The 16,753-nt window shown below is 38.5% G+C and carries 15 protein-coding genes; 7 read left to right on the top strand and 8 right to left on the bottom strand.

Features of this window, described 5'->3' with window-relative positions; all coding sequences use genetic code 11:
• Positions 1–4 precede the first annotated feature (4 nt).
• Genes VK91_RS00995 through VK91_RS00985 form a run of 3 tightly spaced genes read left to right on the top strand, consistent with a single transcriptional unit; the run spans position 5 to position 3,524 of the window.
• Positions 5–1,762: an ABC transporter ATP-binding protein gene (locus VK91_RS00995; protein WP_048389943.1), complete on the top strand. Its 1,758-nt coding sequence runs from the start codon at positions 5–7 to the stop codon at positions 1,760–1,762.
• Between the two features lie 14 nt (positions 1,763–1,776).
• The gene (locus VK91_RS00990) at positions 1,777–2,454 is read left to right on the top strand and encodes a response regulator transcription factor (protein ID WP_048389942.1); all 678 of its coding nucleotides are present in this window, start codon (positions 1,777–1,779) and stop codon (positions 2,452–2,454) included.
• Positions 2,451–3,524 carry a cell wall metabolism sensor histidine kinase WalK gene (locus VK91_RS00985; RefSeq protein ID WP_197078702.1) on the top strand — a complete coding sequence of 358 codons (1,074 nt, stop codon included), beginning with the start codon at positions 2,451–2,453 and terminating at the stop codon, positions 3,522–3,524. Before VK91_RS00990 ends, VK91_RS00985 begins: the two co-directional genes overlap by 4 nt.
• Before the next feature lie 24 nt (positions 3,525–3,548).
• Here the strand turns inward: VK91_RS00985 and VK91_RS00980 are convergent, their stop codons facing one another.
• Positions 3,549–4,136 (bottom strand): NAD(P)H-dependent oxidoreductase, encoded by a 588-nt coding sequence (locus VK91_RS00980; protein ID WP_004232802.1) that lies wholly within the window; start codon positions 4,134–4,136, stop codon positions 3,549–3,551.
• A gap of 121 nt (positions 4,137–4,257) precedes the next feature.
• Here VK91_RS00980 and VK91_RS00975 point away from each other — a divergent pair, with 121 nt between their 5' ends.
• Both VK91_RS00975 and VK91_RS00965 read left to right on the top strand, forming a co-directional pair.
• Positions 4,258–4,695 carry a MarR family winged helix-turn-helix transcriptional regulator gene (locus tag VK91_RS00975; protein ID WP_016994314.1) on the top strand — a complete coding sequence of 146 codons (438 nt, stop codon included), beginning with the start codon at positions 4,258–4,260 and terminating at the stop codon, positions 4,693–4,695.
• 523 nt (positions 4,696–5,218) lie between these two features.
• Positions 5,219–6,022 (top strand): YqcI/YcgG family protein, encoded by an 804-nt coding sequence (locus VK91_RS00965; RefSeq protein WP_048389937.1) that lies wholly within the window; start codon positions 5,219–5,221, stop codon positions 6,020–6,022.
• Here the strand turns inward: VK91_RS00965 and VK91_RS00960 are convergent.
• Together VK91_RS00960 and VK91_RS00955 are read right to left on the bottom strand one after the other, a co-directional pair.
• Complete coding sequence (locus VK91_RS00960; protein WP_048389935.1) at positions 5,969–7,282, bottom strand: amino acid permease; 1,314 nt, start codon at positions 7,280–7,282, stop codon at positions 5,969–5,971. The two genes, VK91_RS00965 and VK91_RS00960, sit on opposite strands and share 54 nt — an antisense overlap.
• Before the next feature lie 17 nt (positions 7,283–7,299).
• Positions 7,300–8,235 carry an arginine deiminase family protein gene (locus VK91_RS00955; protein ID WP_048389934.1) on the bottom strand — a complete coding sequence of 312 codons (936 nt, stop codon included), beginning with the start codon at positions 8,233–8,235 and terminating at the stop codon, positions 7,300–7,302.
• 123 nt (positions 8,236–8,358) lie between these two features.
• Here VK91_RS00955 and VK91_RS00950 point away from each other — a divergent pair, with 123 nt between their 5' ends.
• The gene (locus VK91_RS00950; protein WP_048389932.1) at positions 8,359–8,802 is read left to right on the top strand and encodes an NUDIX hydrolase; all 444 of its coding nucleotides are present in this window, start codon (positions 8,359–8,361) and stop codon (positions 8,800–8,802) included.
• Positions 8,803–8,832: 30 nt separating this feature from the next.
• On the opposite strand, the gene splB is transcribed toward VK91_RS00950, so the two are convergent.
• Both splB and VK91_RS00940 read right to left on the bottom strand, forming a co-directional pair.
• A complete protein-coding gene (splB, locus tag VK91_RS00945) occupies positions 8,833–9,861 on the bottom strand; it encodes a spore photoproduct lyase (RefSeq protein ID WP_048389930.1) in 1,029 nt (342 codons plus the stop codon).
• Between the two features lie 12 nt (positions 9,862–9,873).
• A complete protein-coding gene (locus VK91_RS00940; protein ID WP_004232790.1) occupies positions 9,874–10,098 on the bottom strand; it encodes a transcriptional regulator SplA domain-containing protein in 225 nt (74 codons plus the stop codon).
• 371 nt (positions 10,099–10,469) lie between these two features.
• On the opposite strand from VK91_RS00940, the gene VK91_RS00935 reads away from it, so the two are divergent.
• Positions 10,470–13,568, top strand: coding sequence for a copper amine oxidase N-terminal domain-containing protein (locus VK91_RS00935; RefSeq protein ID WP_048389927.1), 3,099 nt, complete (start codon positions 10,470–10,472; stop codon positions 13,566–13,568).
• Between the two features lie 151 nt (positions 13,569–13,719).
• On the opposite strand, the gene VK91_RS00930 is transcribed toward VK91_RS00935, so the two are convergent.
• The 3 genes from VK91_RS00930 to VK91_RS00920 form a co-directional block, all read right to left on the bottom strand.
• Positions 13,720–14,565: a GNAT family N-acetyltransferase gene (locus VK91_RS00930; protein WP_048389925.1), complete on the bottom strand. Its 846-nt coding sequence runs from the start codon at positions 14,563–14,565 to the stop codon at positions 13,720–13,722.
• A 13-nt stretch (positions 14,566–14,578) separates the two neighbouring features.
• On the bottom strand, positions 14,579–15,127 hold the full coding sequence (locus VK91_RS00925; protein WP_048389924.1) for a histidine phosphatase family protein: 549 nt from the start codon (positions 15,125–15,127) through the stop codon (positions 14,579–14,581).
• 99 nt (positions 15,128–15,226) lie between these two features.
• Positions 15,227–16,534, bottom strand: coding sequence for a GHKL domain-containing protein (locus VK91_RS00920; protein ID WP_048389923.1), 1,308 nt, complete (start codon positions 16,532–16,534; stop codon positions 15,227–15,229).
• Positions 16,535–16,753: the final 219 nt, after the last annotated feature.

Below are 16,753 nucleotides of genomic sequence, written 5' to 3'. Positions count from 1 at the left end.
TTCTTTGCAAGAAACATCAAATGATATGTCTAAACAAAAAGATTGGCGCCGTTTTATACAGTTAGTAAAACGTGCCGAACCACCGATATGGCTACTTGTCATCGCTTTAGTGATGAGTTTAGCAACGACAGGTGTAGGGTTTATTGTTCCATTATTTACAAAACAATTAGTGGATGGCTTTTCGTTAGAATCGCTTAATTATTGGCAAATTATTGTACTAGGTATTGCCTTTATCGCACAGGCTATTGCCAGTGGATTATCCATCTATTATTTAAATCGAGTTGGACATCATGTTGTGGCAAAATTACGTGACCAGCTATGGAGAAAGCTGTTGCATTTACCAATCCCTTATTATGATGAACATGATACTGGTGAAACATTGAGCCGTGTTACGAATGACACGGCGGTTGTGAAAGAGCTTATAACAGAGCATTTAGCAAACTGTTTATCTGGCGTTATCTCCATAATAGGTTCTATTATCATTCTTCTATTTTTAGATTGGAAAATGACATTAGTCATGCTGATTGCCGTACCACTGGCTATGGTGATCTTAATGTTGTTAGGGCGACGCATGTTTGTGATTTCAAAAGGAATGCAAGATGAAACAGCAAAATTTACGTCTGTATTAAATCAAGTTTTACCTGAAACGCGCCTAGTCAAGGCTTCAAATGCTGAGCAAATTGAATATGAGCGTGGAAAAAAGGGCATTACGAATCTCTTTACATTTGGCTTAAAAGAAGCAAAAATTCATGCACTGATTTCCCCGCTGATTTCATTCGTTCTGATGTCTGTGCTTGTAGCTATTATTGGCTATGGTGGTGTCCGTGTTTCCTCTGGAGAGCTGACGGCTGGCGATATGGTGGCATTTATTTTATATTTAATCCAAATCATTATGCCAATGACGCAATTAACGATGTTCTTTACCCAGCTCCAAAAAGCCATGGGTGCTACAGAACGAATTAGTGCATTGCTTGAATACGAGGAAGAACATATTGAAGAAGGCTTAACAGTAGAAAAAGTAGATCAACCCATTTATCTTAAAAATGTTGATTTTTCTTATGGTGAGGAACCCATTTTATCCGATATTAACTTCACAATTGAGCCAGGCAAAGTAACAGCCATCGTTGGACCAAGCGGCGGCGGTAAAACAACCACATTTTCACTGCTAGAACGATATTATCGGCCAACGAACGGCAGTATCACACTAGGAGATACACCAATCGAAACATTCTCACTCCACTCTTGGCGCAGTCAAATCGGCTATGTGGCGCAGGAAAGTGCCCTGCTATCAGGAACAATTCGAGAAAATATTTGCTATGGTATTGACCGTGAAGTACAAGATGATGAGCTAGAAAAAGTGGCAAAAATGGCCTATGCAGATCAATTTATTAACGAGCTTCCAGACAAGTTTGACACTGAAGTTGGAGAACGAGGCATCAAGCTGTCAGGAGGACAACGTCAACGTATCTCTATCGCAAGAGCGCTCTTACGTAATCCGCAAATATTAATGCTGGATGAAGCAACATCAAGCTTAGATAGTAAATCAGAAATTTATGTACAAAAAGCATTAGACAACTTAATGCAAGGACGCACAACACTAGTCATTGCGCACCGTTTATCGACAGTGGTAGATGCCGATCAAATATTGTTTATTGAGAAAGGGCATATTACAGGCTGTGGTACACACGAAACACTCTTTGAAACACATGCTATGTATCGTGAGTTTGCCATGCAGCAATTACGCATTAAAGACGTAGAATAAAGGGGTTTGTTGAGATGACAAAACTATTAGTCGTGGATGATGATGCACATATTCGCGAATTGGTAAAAGTGTTTCTGCAAAACGAGGGCTTAGAAGTAATAGAGGCTACCGATGGTGTCGATGCACTGTCTAAATTAGACACTGAGAAAGTCGATATGGTCGTGATGGATATTATGATGCCCAACATGGATGGCTGGGCATTATGTGAGGAAATACGTTCATTCAATACAGATCTACCAATCCTTATGCTAACAGCTAAAGGAGAAACCTCTCAAAAAATCAAGGGCTTTCATTTAGGGACAGATGATTATCTTGTGAAGCCATTCGAGCCTGCCGAGCTAATCGTACGTGTTAAGTCTATTTTAAAAAGATATCGTATCTCCCTTTCTCAAGTTGTAGAGGCTGGAAATGTCAAATTAAATCGCCATACACATGAAGTGGAAATGAACGGCGAGACGATTCTCCTTCGTTTGAAGGAGTTCGAGCTATTATTTACACTTGCAAGCTATGTTGGCAAAACCTTTTCCCGTGAACAGTTGATCGAAGAAATCTGGGGCTACGACTATGAGGGAGATGAACGAACAGTTGATGTCCATATCAAAAGAATACGAGAACGCTTTCCACAGGAGACGAGCGACTTTGTCATTCGCACCATTCGTGGTCTTGGTTACCGCTTGGAACTAGGCACATGAGAAAACGAAGATTCTTGTTAAGATTAGCGATGGTCTTTTGCCTGTTTCTGATTGCAAACACCGTTTTCGCTTTTATTTCCTATCATGTAACTTCATGGCTGTATGGACGGTTAGGAACTGAGCCTCATGGATTTTGGCTACAACTAGCAACAGTGATTGGGGTGTTTGCACTCTTTGCCTGTTCAGCTGCCATTATCTTTTTAATCGGACTAAATCGACAACGTAACTATTGGGATACGATTGTAGATGCATTAAGCCGCATGGCAAAAGGTGATTTTGATGTTCAGCTGGATTTGAGAGCAGATGAGGAGGATCAATTTGGGCAATTGATTCATGGTATTAATCATATGGCTGTTGAGTTAGGTGAACTGGAAAGAATGCGTCAGGAGTTCATTTCCAATGTCTCCCATGAAATTCAATCACCTTTAACGTCTATTAATGGCTTTGCCAAGGCTTTGAAAAATATTAACCTACCTGAAGAAAAACGTCAGCATTATTTAGCTATAATTGAATTAGAAAGTAATCGTCTATCAAAAATTAGCGACAATTTACTCAAGCTAACTTCCTTAGAATCGCAGCATCATCCATTTGAGCCTATAACTTATCGACTCGATAAACAACTACGCAATGTTGTGCTGGCACTAGAACCGAATTGGTTAGCCAAACAGATTGACTTTGATCTCGATCTTGATAACCTGAGCATCACTGCAGATGAGGATTTGATGAATCAAGTCTGGATGAATTTACTGACAAACAGTATTAAGTTTACACCTACCAATGGAACCATCTCATTATCTATGAAAAAGCAGTTCGACACGATAACCGTTCGGGTTCAAGATACTGGCATAGGCTTAACCGAAGAACAACAAAAGCATATTTTCGAAAGGTTTTATAAGGCCGATCAATCGCGAACTGCTGGAAATGGCGGTAGCGGATTAGGGCTAGCCATTGTCAAAAAAATAATTGAGATGCATCATGGAACCATTGCTGTAGAAAGCAAAATAGCAGAATATACAAGATTTTTGATTACTGTCCCCATCGACAGTACGCCAACTCATGCAAACGACTAACCCCGTCTGCATGAGTTATTTTTTCTAGTATGCTACTTTACTAAAGTATCGATATACTTTATTTAGTTTTTGCTGTTGCTTCCCCTTTTTACTTTCCATATTACCAAACTCAAAAAACTTCACTTTTTTCATTCCAACAAATTTAAACAACGCCCTTTTCATTAAAATTTTATGTGCATTGTTCAACCATAAAAATGGATAATTGGTTGGCCCCTTCATCGTGGACACACAGACTACAGATTTCCCTTTTAAAAGACCCTCTGGAAATAAACCCTTTGTATCTCGATAAGCAAAATTTGCTGCAAATAATTGGTCGATATATCCTAACAGCATGGCTGGCGGTCTCCCCCACCAGATCGGATAAACAAATACAATTTGATCTGCCCAAGAGAGCTGTTGGCGGTATTTTTCCATTTTCGGATCCCGATACATATCACGACGTCGTTTATGTTCATGGAAAATTAAGCGTGGATCGAACTCTTCTTCATATAAATCTAGTATCTGAATCTCCTCGATGGCAGGATTCTCTCGACACCCCTTTATCACTTCTTGTAAAAAAGCATAATTTAAACTTTTATGGTTGGGATATGTATAAACAATTAACGTTTTCATTGTGCGCCTCCTCATTACTTATCATTTGATAACAAAATAATAATTCATTTCATTTTAGTTGTCAAATGATAATTGTTTTAGGACAAGTTATTTGTTATCTTGACAGTAAGAGGTGATCCCATTGAATAAAAGCGCTTTATTTCATCAGTTTGTAGCATTTACAGCCACAATCCATCAAGTGACACATGATCTCACACAAAATGTTAACACTGCGAATATCACACCGCTACAATATAAAATTCTTGAATATATTAAAGTAAGCCAACCTGTCACACCAACGGAAATCAGTGAATGTCAGCATATGTCCCTACCCAACACAAGCCGTGAACTTCGGAAATTGCAGGAACGGCAGCTAATCGAAAAATTTAACGACACAGCCGACCGCAGAAAGCAGTATGTCCGTTTATCCAAAGAGGGTGAAAAAATGATGGAGGAGGCATTTGCCTGTATCGAAGAACGCTTTTTACAGCTTATTCAACACGCAACACAGGATGATCTAAAGGACATCCAACATGCTCTAACCATTTTAGAGGAAAAGGTTTTACAGCAAAACGGCTAAGACCATGCTGCTTTTCGGGTGTGGTGATCGCTACTATTGGAGAAGCAGGAGGCGAGATCTTTTTTGACTGAAATTGCTCTTGCTTTGGTTTGAAGTGATCATTTTTTCAAAACCGATCTTTTCTTTGCTCGAAGTGATTATTTTTTGTTCAAAACCGCTCTTTCCTTTGCTCTAAGTGATCACTTTTCAATCGCTACCGCTCTTTCTTTGGTTTAAAGTGCTCGCTTCTGATTCAAAGCCGCTCTTTTATTGGCTTGAAGCACTCTCTTTTCATGCAAAGCCGCTCTTTTCTTGGTTCGAAGCGCTCTCTTTTACTTCAAATTGCTCATCTCCTTGCTCGGAGTGATCACTTCTAAACCGAAACTGCTTATTCTTCTTTATGGAATTATTCATCTTACACGCAAAAAGGTTAGCCATAATTTGACTTGAATCATTAAAAATCTTTAGTGTCACGCACCACAGATTCGTAACCACTTTGTCTTTTCTTTAATAGTATAAAGGTGAGTAGAAGGAGGAGTCTCAAGTGGAAGTAGTGTTTGATCGGGAGTGGATTGAAGAACAGTTTGATACACTTCCATTATGGCAACGGTCAGCCTATACAGATTTTGCTGCCACGATTGCGGATGAAGCAAATACGTTTCCGTGTATACCAGCAAGAATGGGCTTTTTATCAAACCATTTGCGCTATAGTTTTGTCGGGGATCCACGGGAAGAGCAATCGATTAAAATGTTAGCACAATGCTTAAAGGACTATACGAAAGCATCACGAACTTTCGGGAAGTATACAACTCTTACTGTGTTCTTTCATACCCCTCACGATATGCAAGATAGCTTTGAGGTAGCAGATTATCAGCAGTTATTTTGGTCCATATTAAATAATTTAACCAATTTGGATGAGTTGAATTGGCCTGAAGGAATACCAATTGAGCCTACTCACCATGAATGGGAGTTTTGCTTTCATGGTGAACCCTATTTTATCTCTTGTGCAACACCAGCCCATAAATTGCGAAAGAGTCGTCATTTTTCCACTTTATTAATGGCCATTCAACCCCGTTGGATATTCGATGATATAAACGACACCACAGCCTTTGGGCGAAAAATCAAAAAGCTCATTCGTCAGCGGATTGCAGACTACGACACAGTTCCAGGACATCCAGATTTAAAATGGTATGGGCAAGAAGATAGTTATGAATGGAAGCAGTACTTCTTAAGTGATGATAACCATAGTCCATCCAAATGTCCTTTTTTAAGGATGTCTCAGGAAAACGGTTCATTACGTAATGTTTTTTTGCCTTTTCACAACAATCCAGGTCGCCACACTGATTAAGACTATAAAGAGCAGGCTCACATAAAAACCGAGTCTGCTTGTTTTTTCACCTAAAGTTCCAGATACCGTCACAGCAATGAGCAACATCCCCATAGCATTCTTTACATGCCCCCACTTAGTTAACTCCATGAGCTTCCAGTAGGTTACTAAAATAAAAAGCCAATTATAGATCAACATTAAACCCGCCGCTGTAATCAAATATTCGAAGATTTTTTCTGGCATCAAAAAACCAATTACAATCGTAATTACTAGCCCACTCGTTAAAAATAAAAAGGCTGGAAAAGGAACTTTCATTTTTCCTTTCTTTGCAAGGACTGCCGGTGCATCATGATCCTCTGCAAGTGTAGTGAGAATGGTGATCACCGCGTAAAGCGAGGCCACCATCGTTGAAAAACCAGCAATGATTAGCACACCATTAAAGATATCTGCCACAAAAGGGATATGGTGTCCTTGAAGCGCTGTAATAAAGGGACTTTCATCAATCGAAAAGTCTTTCCACGAAACGAGTACTAATGCAAGGGCGATGGCCATGATAAAAATAACGGTAATCACGATCAGCATAATTCTCCCCGCTTTTGGCGCCTCTTTTGGATTTTTCAAATCGATGACCATTAAACCCATCACTTCAATTCCTCCGTAGGCATAAAAGGCATAAAGTAATCCGAGCCAAATACCTTTTAGTCCTTGTGAAAAAAATGCTTCATAATTAGCTTGAAGTGAAGCCATTGTAGTAGATGGTGTACCTCTCATGATGATAACCACTGCAACAATAATGAACATAATGATGGCAGCTGCCTTTAAGGCACCGAAGATATTTTGGAAATTTTCAAAGCCCTTCATGCCTGTGAGAATAACGACTAAACCAATAGCAGCATAAATCGAAGCAGCAATCCACAGGGGCAGTGCCGGAAACCAAAATTTCGTAAAAATGCCGAGCGCCATCAGCTGGCTTCCCATGATTAATAGCTCAGAAATCAAGTACACCCAGCCATTGCTAAATCCTGCCCAGCGTCCAAAGGCTTGCTTGGCATAGGTACGAAAAGAGCCTTTATCTGGATTTTCCACAGACATTTTAACAAGTGCATCATACACGATATACGTACAAATGGCCGCTAATAAAAAAGGAATTAATACCGCAGGCCCACTTTTATGAATGGCCATACTTGTCCCAAGAAAAAAGCCCGTGCCCAAAGTACAACCGATTCCAAGAAGCGAAAGCTGCCACCAGGCCATACTTCCTTTAGCTGATTTTGAAGTCATTTGTTCTCAACCCTTCGTTACGTTCTTACCAATGGCAATGTCATACATCGAATGCCACCACCGCCTTTTTCAAGCTCCGTGACATCAACTTCAAGCAAGTTTTTATTCTTCAGCAGTGGATGCGCTAATAATTGTTGTTGTGTTGCCTGCTTGCTTATCAACAGTGTTTCTGGATTCAGGTTAATAAAGTTGATGTCTGGAATGGTCTTATACGAGTTCAGCCAGTAAACATCCAAACCATGACGCTTTAAAAATGACTCTACCATATCAAAACGACTGCTTTGAGCTGTTAACACCTGAATAGGAAAATGGCGTACAAAGCTTTTAGCAACAACCAGATTCGCATTTACAACATTACAATTCATATCTAAATGCAGCGTATCATTGCTTTTCGGTAAATCAATTATGGCAATTTCAGAAAACCCCTCTTGAAAAATGCCTTCCTTTAAGCTTTCGATAGCTTCTATCGAAGTTCTCATTCCAAGATTAATAAGTACAGCATCTTTATTTAAAATTAACAAATCTCCACATTCGAAGGAATGAAGCGGCTGCAAATTAGCTTTCCATTGTTGTGGAAACCATTTTTCTAATAGTGAATGTGCAAGAGGGTACTCTGGTTTTCTAAGTGAGGTTCCAGCATTTCCAAGTAAAAGCCGATTCCCAATGACACAGGCTAGGTCACGCACAAAATAACGATTGAGGAGCTGCTCACTTAATAGCTGCTGATCGTGGGCTAGTTCTCTTGCATAATCAAGTACATGTACCCCTGCGTTTTCGAATGTTGTCTTTAATGCCATGAAATTATCCATCGCCTTCTGATGGTTGACTGTATCACTCCAACCAACCTGCTCTGCTATTGTTAAATCCGTTACATCTACGAGTGAAGGTGCACAAAGCATCACTACTTTCAGTTCTCCATGTTCTGACCAACAATTTAGTTGAAATGAATCCATTCAAGTATTCTCTCCTTCTTCACAACAATCTCTGTTAGCGTTACCATTGACTTTCAGATTATACAAAGACCATAATTAAGAAGAATTTACCAATTAAAACTATTTAGAGAAAGGGGTGTCATTATGGAATACTATAAATTTTTAAGACAGTATGTAGGACACCAACCAATTATTTTACCTGGTTCGGTGGTTCTCATTCTTAATACTGAAAACGAAATATTATTACAAAAAAGATATGATGGCGGTTGGGGGCTCCCTGGAGGCTTAATGGAATTAGGCGAGAGCTTAGAGGATACTGCCAAAAGAGAGGTACAAGAAGAGACAGGACTAGCCATCACAGATTTACAGTTACTAGGTGTTTTTTCTGGTCCGGATTGTTACCTTAAAGTTTCGAATGGGGACGAATTATACGCCGTTACAGCAGTCTTCTATACAAGAAATGTGCTTGGTAATTTAGTGATTGATTACAATGAATCAGAGACAATGCAATATTTCTCTCTTTACCATTTACCAAACGATTTAAAAGATCGTCGATATATTGAACCTTATATCGCACAATTAATTTAGAGAGAAAACAAGCCGTTCTCTCTCTAATTATCATGTAAAATATTCTAATTTTGCTTGAGGGAAAAATTTCTGCATATAGCGATACAAATGTTCCTTAATGTCTTCCTCTTCCTCTTTTTGATAAATATATTTACCAATGCCATATTTGCCCCATTTATATCGTCTTACCGTCTCGTCGAGCTCTAGCTTTGTCATTGGATAATTTTTTTCAATCACTCGTTTTGCAGGCTTTGTAAAGCGATGTTGAATAAATTCAAAGGTGATGTCATCGCGCACATCCTTTGGCAATTCAGCGTCCAATCGCTCAAACATATGATAATAGCCCTCCTGCCAGCCATCATGAAGATAGATTGGCGCAACAATAAATCCGAGTGGGTATCCAGCTCTTGCCACTTTCCCCGCTGCCTCAATGCGCTTTTCCAATGGTGATGTACCTGGCTCAAAGTGCTTAATCACATAATCAGCATTGACACTAAAACGAAACCTTGTACGACCATTATGCTTGGCATCTAATAAATGATCCACATGATGGAATTTCGTTACAAATCGTAACTGACCTAGCTCACTTTGTCCAAAATGCTCAATGGCTCGCTTTAAGGTATGCGTAAGATGATCAATTCCTACAATATCAGAAGTACAGGATGCCTCAAAGCGAGTGATGTCAGGTGCTCGTTCAGCCATATAGTGATCGGCCTGTTCTAGGATTTCATCGACATTGACATACGTCCGAATATAAGGTTTGCTGCCCATAGTTGTTTGTAAATAGCAATAATGACAATGTCCCATACAGCCAGTCGCAAATGGGATGGCATATTCCGCTGAGGGCTTAGATGTATCAAACTTTAATGTTTTTCGAATACCCACTACTAAGGTCGATTTTGCTACCCGATACTTTTGAAAATCATTGTCTCCAGGAAGGTTTCTCACTTGATTATGGGAAGTTGTATAGCGAATTTCAATTCCCATCTGCTCAAACTTCTCTTTTAGCTCCTGACCTAATGGATACTGGAGGGCATCTGGCTCAAAATAAACAAGCTGAGGGGTAAATGGCTTTATCATATGAGTCCTCCCTTAATGAAAATACTGGTGATAGGCCTGTTCAGCCGCCATCTCGCTTGCAAAAATTACCATGTCATTCGTGATTGGATAATAGGTTTCAAATAAAAATAGAGCTAGCTCCTCTGGTTTTTCTGGATGATAAACGACTGCCGCTTCCTGTATATTCGTTACATCTTGAATATGTGGATTGCGGTAAAAAATATAAACAATATCACCCACATCAAATGGTTGTTGCATCTCTTCACCTTCCTCTGCCTTTCCATTAGTTTGGTGAAAGTGTACAAAAAATATGTCATAAAAAATTTAGTTGGTAATATACATACAGTCGTGCAGTTATTTTAAGAAAATTGCACTTCCCGTAAATTGTAACACTTCAATTTAACCTGCTTTATTCAATTCTCCTACGTCGAATAGTGTGAGGTTATCCACTCAAAATTCCCTTACTCTTTTCAATCCTCTTGTAAGGAAAGTAAGCCAGAATACGTATCAAAACTGCATGATGGTTAAATTTTCTTCAAAAGGTAAAAGGGTGAAACTTTTAGGCTGCTCATACGTTAAATTAGATGTCATGCTAAGTCAATCAAATGGCATGAAGAAGGGTGGAATTTATGAAAAAAATATGGACTTTACTTTTTGCTGTGATACTTATTGTACCGTTAGTATTACAGCCGGCAACCGCACAAGCGGCAAAAGCCATCACAATTAATGTGGATGGGGTGCAATTAAAAACCGATCAGCCACCAGCGATGATTCAAGGACGTGTTATGCTACCACTTAGAGCGATCTTTGAAGCATTGAATGCAAGCGTAAACTGGGACCAAAAGACTCAAACAGTCACAGGGATAAAAGGTGATACAACGGTAGTTCTCAAGATTAAATCAAAGACAGCTACTATTAATAACCAGACTGTAACGCTTGATGTACCAGCACAGGTATTAAAAGGTAGAACAATGGTACCAGTACGCTTCGTCAGTGAAGCACTTGGGCAGGATGTTGATTGGAACTCGGAAAAACAGCAAGTATCTATTAAATCTGACACTCCAAGTAATATCAGTATTGCTCCAGCGAGCAATGTGTCAGTTCGAGATGTGAATGATCAGGGAGATGGGCGTGATCTTGAGGTTAGCTTCTCTAAATCGTCTACAGAATCATATGTAGATCATTATCGGGTTATGGTTGTGAAGGCTTCTAAAAGTTTTAATTTGTCATCAGCTCTTAAAGTCTCCTCTTCTAATTATTCAGTGGTATCGACTTCAAATGCGAATCGTGCCGTAACTTTATCGCAAAACTCGCGAGATGTGGACGGAGACTACATAAAAAATGATCAGTCTTATGTGGTTTATATACTTGCCATTGGTAAAGGTTCTTATTCTAGCGTATTATCAACTTCTTCTCCGAAGATTACTCTAACAAACATGTCTACTGTTACCGCAGTAACAAATGTGAAGATTAGCGATATTAACGATTTTGGCGATGGACGTGATGTCTCAGTTAGCTTTACTCGTCCACAAAATGATAGCAATACTTCCAATTACCGTGTGTTTATAGTAAAGACCAAGGATGCTAACAATTTTAGTCTTACCACTGCGAATAATTTATCCAGCAATTATTATACAACAGTGGACAAATCAGGAAGCAACGGCAGTACGTTGATAGCAACTCTGTCTTCCTCAACACGAGATACTTCAGGTGACTTTATAAAGAATAACGAATCCTACACAGCGTTCGTTATGTCTGTAAGTAATACGAATTCTGGCATGAATAAACTCTCGCCTGCTTCATTAGCAGTAACGCTTACTGTATCTACTCCAACTATTACACAAGTAGATGATGTTAATGATTTTGGCGATGGACGCGATTTGAGAGTTAGCTTCAACAAAGTGTCTGACGAATCTAATGTTAACTCTTACCGAATTTTTGTTGTAAGAGCTAACAACTATACGAACTTTACATTGACAAAAGCCAACAGTTTACCTAGCACTTATTACACACAAGTGAACAAAACAGGCAGCAATATTACTCAGGTGCTCTCTGCAGGGGCAAAAGATACTGACGGTTATGCCATTCAAAATGGCGTTAGCTATCGTGTATTTATTATGGCAGTAACTAATAACTCTGCAAATAATGTGCTTTCTTCAGCCTCCAATATGATTTCGCTGCTTAGCAACAATGTGGGTGCAGTGTCGAATATCATTGCCAGCGATGTGAGCGATTATGGTAACGGTCGTGACCTCTTTGTGTCATTCAATAAAGCTGTTGATGAGGCACCTATTAATCACTATCGAATTATGGTGGTACCAACAGCAAATTACAATAATTTTAGTCTGACGGATGCTAATAGCGTATCCAGCAGCAATTACACAACTGTTAATAAATCTGGGAAATCCACATATGAGCAAGCGTTATCTGAAAATACTCGGGATGTGCACGGAAATACTATTAAAGAAGGTACGAACTACCGTATCTATGTACTGACTGTTGCCAATGGAAATACATTAGGAAACAATGCGCTAACTGCCGCAACGTCTACAGTTACACTAACTAAGAACTTCACTGTGCAAGCTGTAACTAATTTGAATGTTGCAGATATCGATGATAAAGGGGATGGCCGTGATGTGCAAGTAACATTCACGAAGCCTACAGATGAATCGAATGTTAATCATTATCGGATTTTAATGGTACCAACTGCATATTACAGTAGCTTTAATCTTTCACAAGCCAATAGTAGCTCTTATTACATCACAGAAAGCAAAGGTGGAAATTTAGCAGCAAATAGAACATTGGATGGGATTAGGGATGTACGAGGTAATTTTATTACAGAAGGAACTAGCTATCGCGTCTATGTACTGACTGTTGCCAATGGTAACTCTTTAAATGCCTACGCTTTATCCTCTCCTTCACCTGTGATTACAATTAGTAAAAGCAAAGCTGTTCAGGCAGTAAGCAATATTAATGTTAGCGATGTTGGTGATTATGGAGATGGTCGAGATCTACAGATTTCGTTTACAAAACCTTCTGATGAATCAAATATAGATAGTTACCGTATTCTAGTTGTGCCCGCATCAAAGGCAAATGACTTTGATCTGAATACAGCTATTAGAGCAACTAATTATACAGGTTGGAGTAAAGGCCAGTATAGTGTGAAATTAGGGGCTAATAGTAGAGATACAGACGGAAGACTTATAACGAATGGCCAAGAATATCGCGTATACATCTTGTCTGTAGGTGGTGGAAATTCTAAGGAAATGTATAGCTTATCCTACCCATCTTCCTACATTGCTTTGGAAGACCTTTCAGCTCCTGGATCAGTGGAGAAAGTAACACTCAGTCTTCAGGGCGACGGATATAAATATAACAATATAAACATTAGCTTTGATGTCAAAAATGGTCAAAGCGTAACGGAGTATAGAGTGTTTATGTTACCTAAGGATAAAGCAGATAGTTTCAAATTGGAGGATGCTATTAGCAATCCAAATAGCACCAGAATTTATCCGAATAATCTCTCTAACGTCAGCCAAGCGCTAAGCATACCAGTAGATGCATTTGGTAATCAACTTGATTCATCTACAGAATATGTTGCTAAGGTTCTGACTTTGGCGAAAGGAACTTCTTCGCTATCGAACACATCCAATAATTCGGTGCAACTCAATAAATCTCCTGATAATAACAATAATGAGGCACCCCAAGACCCTCAAATTAATCAATAGGTCAATTATTTTTTCATAGCTGGGACTCCTTATGGCGCTTCATGTACCATAAGGAGCCCTTGTTGTTTTGTAATTACTTTTCCCTCTGCTTTTTACATACGTCGCTCTATTTCCACTCTTTATTAATTTGTATACTGAACGACAGCCTGGCTTATAGTTGCTTTGTCATCTGTACCTGCTCTGTTGTCACCTTTAATCCATGCTTTAACAAATAGCTCGTTGCTGGATTGCTCGCTAAGAAATTCACTGTCGTCAAATGGACTTTATGTGTTGTAATACTTGCTAAAAACTGTGTTATTAACTCTACATTACTTTCCTCTAGTATTACCATTTGATAAAGTAGAATACGCTCCACCTCACCATATTCATTCCACAATGTTTTGTATAGCATATAGCCAAGTGGTTCATTGTTATCATTATAAAACACCTTTGCTTCCCCATGCTTCACGCTCTGCCAGTTACACTGCCAAGGAACATTTTCCCGATAGAAAGATAGATGTGCTAGCTGCTCTGGGCGAATGGTCGCTATATGAAGGGCTACTGTAGATGTTACCTTGGCTTCATACTCGCCGCTTAAAAATAGTAATTGATTGGCAACCACATAGCCATATTTTTCATACAAGGCAATGGCTACCTGATTTTCCTTAATGGCTTCTAACGTACCCAATTCTACATTTTCTCGCTTATAGATAGCTAGGGTTTCCTCCATTAATAGGCGCGAGACACCCTTACCACGATATGCTGGAGAAATACCAGTCCCACCATTCCAAGCTGTTTTTTGGCCATCGATGGTACGAAAGCCATTCATCACAATGGCAATCGGTTCCTCTTGATCAAAAACGACAATAGAATGCTCAGAAGATAAGCCCTCCCCCACTAGTCGCTGTAAAAACATTTCTGCTGTCATATTAATTTCAATAAAATAACCTTCAAAGCCTTTGTTCCATGCTTTCAATACTTCATCTAATGTACATTGTGCAACTGTTTTAATCTTCATACAATCCCTCTTTTCAAATGGAATCTAATGCTGCTAGATTTTCTAAGGTTAGTTTTCTCACAATCTCATAACCATGTCCTTGACCTTTTGGTTTTATGACAACCGTCCCCATATTCGAAATGATGCCCAGCCCCGCATTTCTTGGAAAGCTATGCCCAATGATTATGTTGTTTATGCCCTCGGGTGGGATGATTTCCAGCATCGATGTAGAAATCGTTAATATACTGCTTTGCACTACAGTAGGAAGATTGCCACCTAACATAAAGATTTCAAACAAGAAGGGGTCAATTTGGAGATTGCTGTTTGGAAATGCCAAACGTGCTGTTTCAATGGTCCGACAAAAAGGACTGGTAGTGATGGTGGAAAGGATGGGAATTTGCCAATAGCGTAGCATTTGACCATAATAAATTGCCTCCCTACGACCTTGATCGGATAAATTCCGTTGATTTTGACAACTTTGAAATGTACCATATGCTTGATCTACACCAATAGTTGCTGTTCCGTGTCTTGCATATAAAGTTAGCCCACCTTTTCTCAATAACGCTAGGAGACCCTTTTCCATTTTCTTCATCTCCTTCATCATATCACTTTCTACTTTGTAATGTATGTGCTGTACATAGAAAAAAGCTCCCCACAACTTTTTGTAGGAAGCTTTTTTCTGTTATTTCATTGGAATTCTGACAATAGCAGTCGTTTCTAAATGTTTTGATGAATCAATTGAAATATGACCATTATATTTAGTGACAATTTCTTTGACAATAAATAAACCTTGTCCTCTTAGTCTACCATTCTCATGTTTTTTCGTTGAAAATCCTTGTTTGAATATGTGATCGGGATTCGCAATATTTGGCCCAGTATTGGTAATTTTAAATTCATACTGAGATTCATCTGCTGTACAGCAAATCTTAATCTTACGTTGTTCCTCAGGTAATTCAACAGCAGCATCAATCGCATTATCAATTAAATTGGATAGAATCTTGATTAAATCTGTCGTTTTAATCTTATTAAAGTCATTTTGAGAAAGCGTAAAATCCATATCAATATGATGATTTTGAGCCGTTAATTTCTTCGTTTGCAATAAGATGGACAAACCTGGATGATCAATATTTAATTTTAATGACTTGATCGCCTGAACTTCTTTTGATAGTGAGGATAAATATTGTCTCGCCTGATCTGTTTTTTCTAATTGTAATAAACCATGTAACACTTGGATATGGTTCGTAAAATCATGACGTAGGGACGACACCGAAGTAATCAATGTTTTGATTTCTGCTAGATATGTGTCCTCTGTAGCGCCAACTTCCTTCGCTACCTCTTTTTGATACCATCTTTGTAAAAATAAAAAAGAACCGATGACAATTAAAATAAGTACACCATTAAAAATAAAATTAAATAGGTTGTCTTCAATGACTTTACCCTTAATACCATTTAGCGTATCTGCACTAATGTCAATGCCTAAATACCCGATAATTGTTCCATTATCATCTTTGATGGGTGCACCAACAGATAAATAAGACCCATGTTCAGAATCATGAATTACCTCTGTAACATAGGTTTCACCATTATAGGCCTTTTCAACATGCTTTGCAGGAACAGTACAAACCACGCCAATACCGAAGCCCTCTTTCATTTCTTTTGGCATCCCTGTAATCATGGCTATAGATACTTCAGGATTATCCACCTTTAAGGTGTAAACAAATAGTGCACCTAATTTTATCCTTGCATCGTTTAAATAATTTCTTACTTTCCAATAATAATCATTTTCCTGTGGATTATTTAAAAATTGCTGATAGGCATCCGTATCTATGGATGCAGCAATAGAATGGGCTGCCTCTAAGCTTTGATTGGCAATCGACTCTTCAACGGTCTTTTTTATTTTTACATAGGATGTAAAGATGTTTAGACTTGTAAACAAACATAATAAAATCGTTGATAGAATTAATATTAGTTTTATTTTTCTATTTTTCATAAAAAACGGTACTTCCTCATCTATAAATATTCTAGAATATTATTATATTATAATTAACTCTATTTTTTGTTTGTAAAGCAAACATTGCTTGTATATCCTACATAAATTAAAACACAAAATCAATTTTTATTTTATTCATACCCAAAATTACACACTGTAACAAATAGTTTAATAATCCTTGACAAGAAAGTAAACTAAAAAGAAAAGTAATAACTTTTT

The organism is Lysinibacillus sp. LK3 (assembly GCF_001043675.1).
Classification (GTDB): Bacteria; Bacillota; Bacilli; order Bacillales_A; family Planococcaceae; genus Lysinibacillus; species Lysinibacillus capsici.
This window is presented reverse-complemented; position numbering and strand designations above follow the sequence as displayed.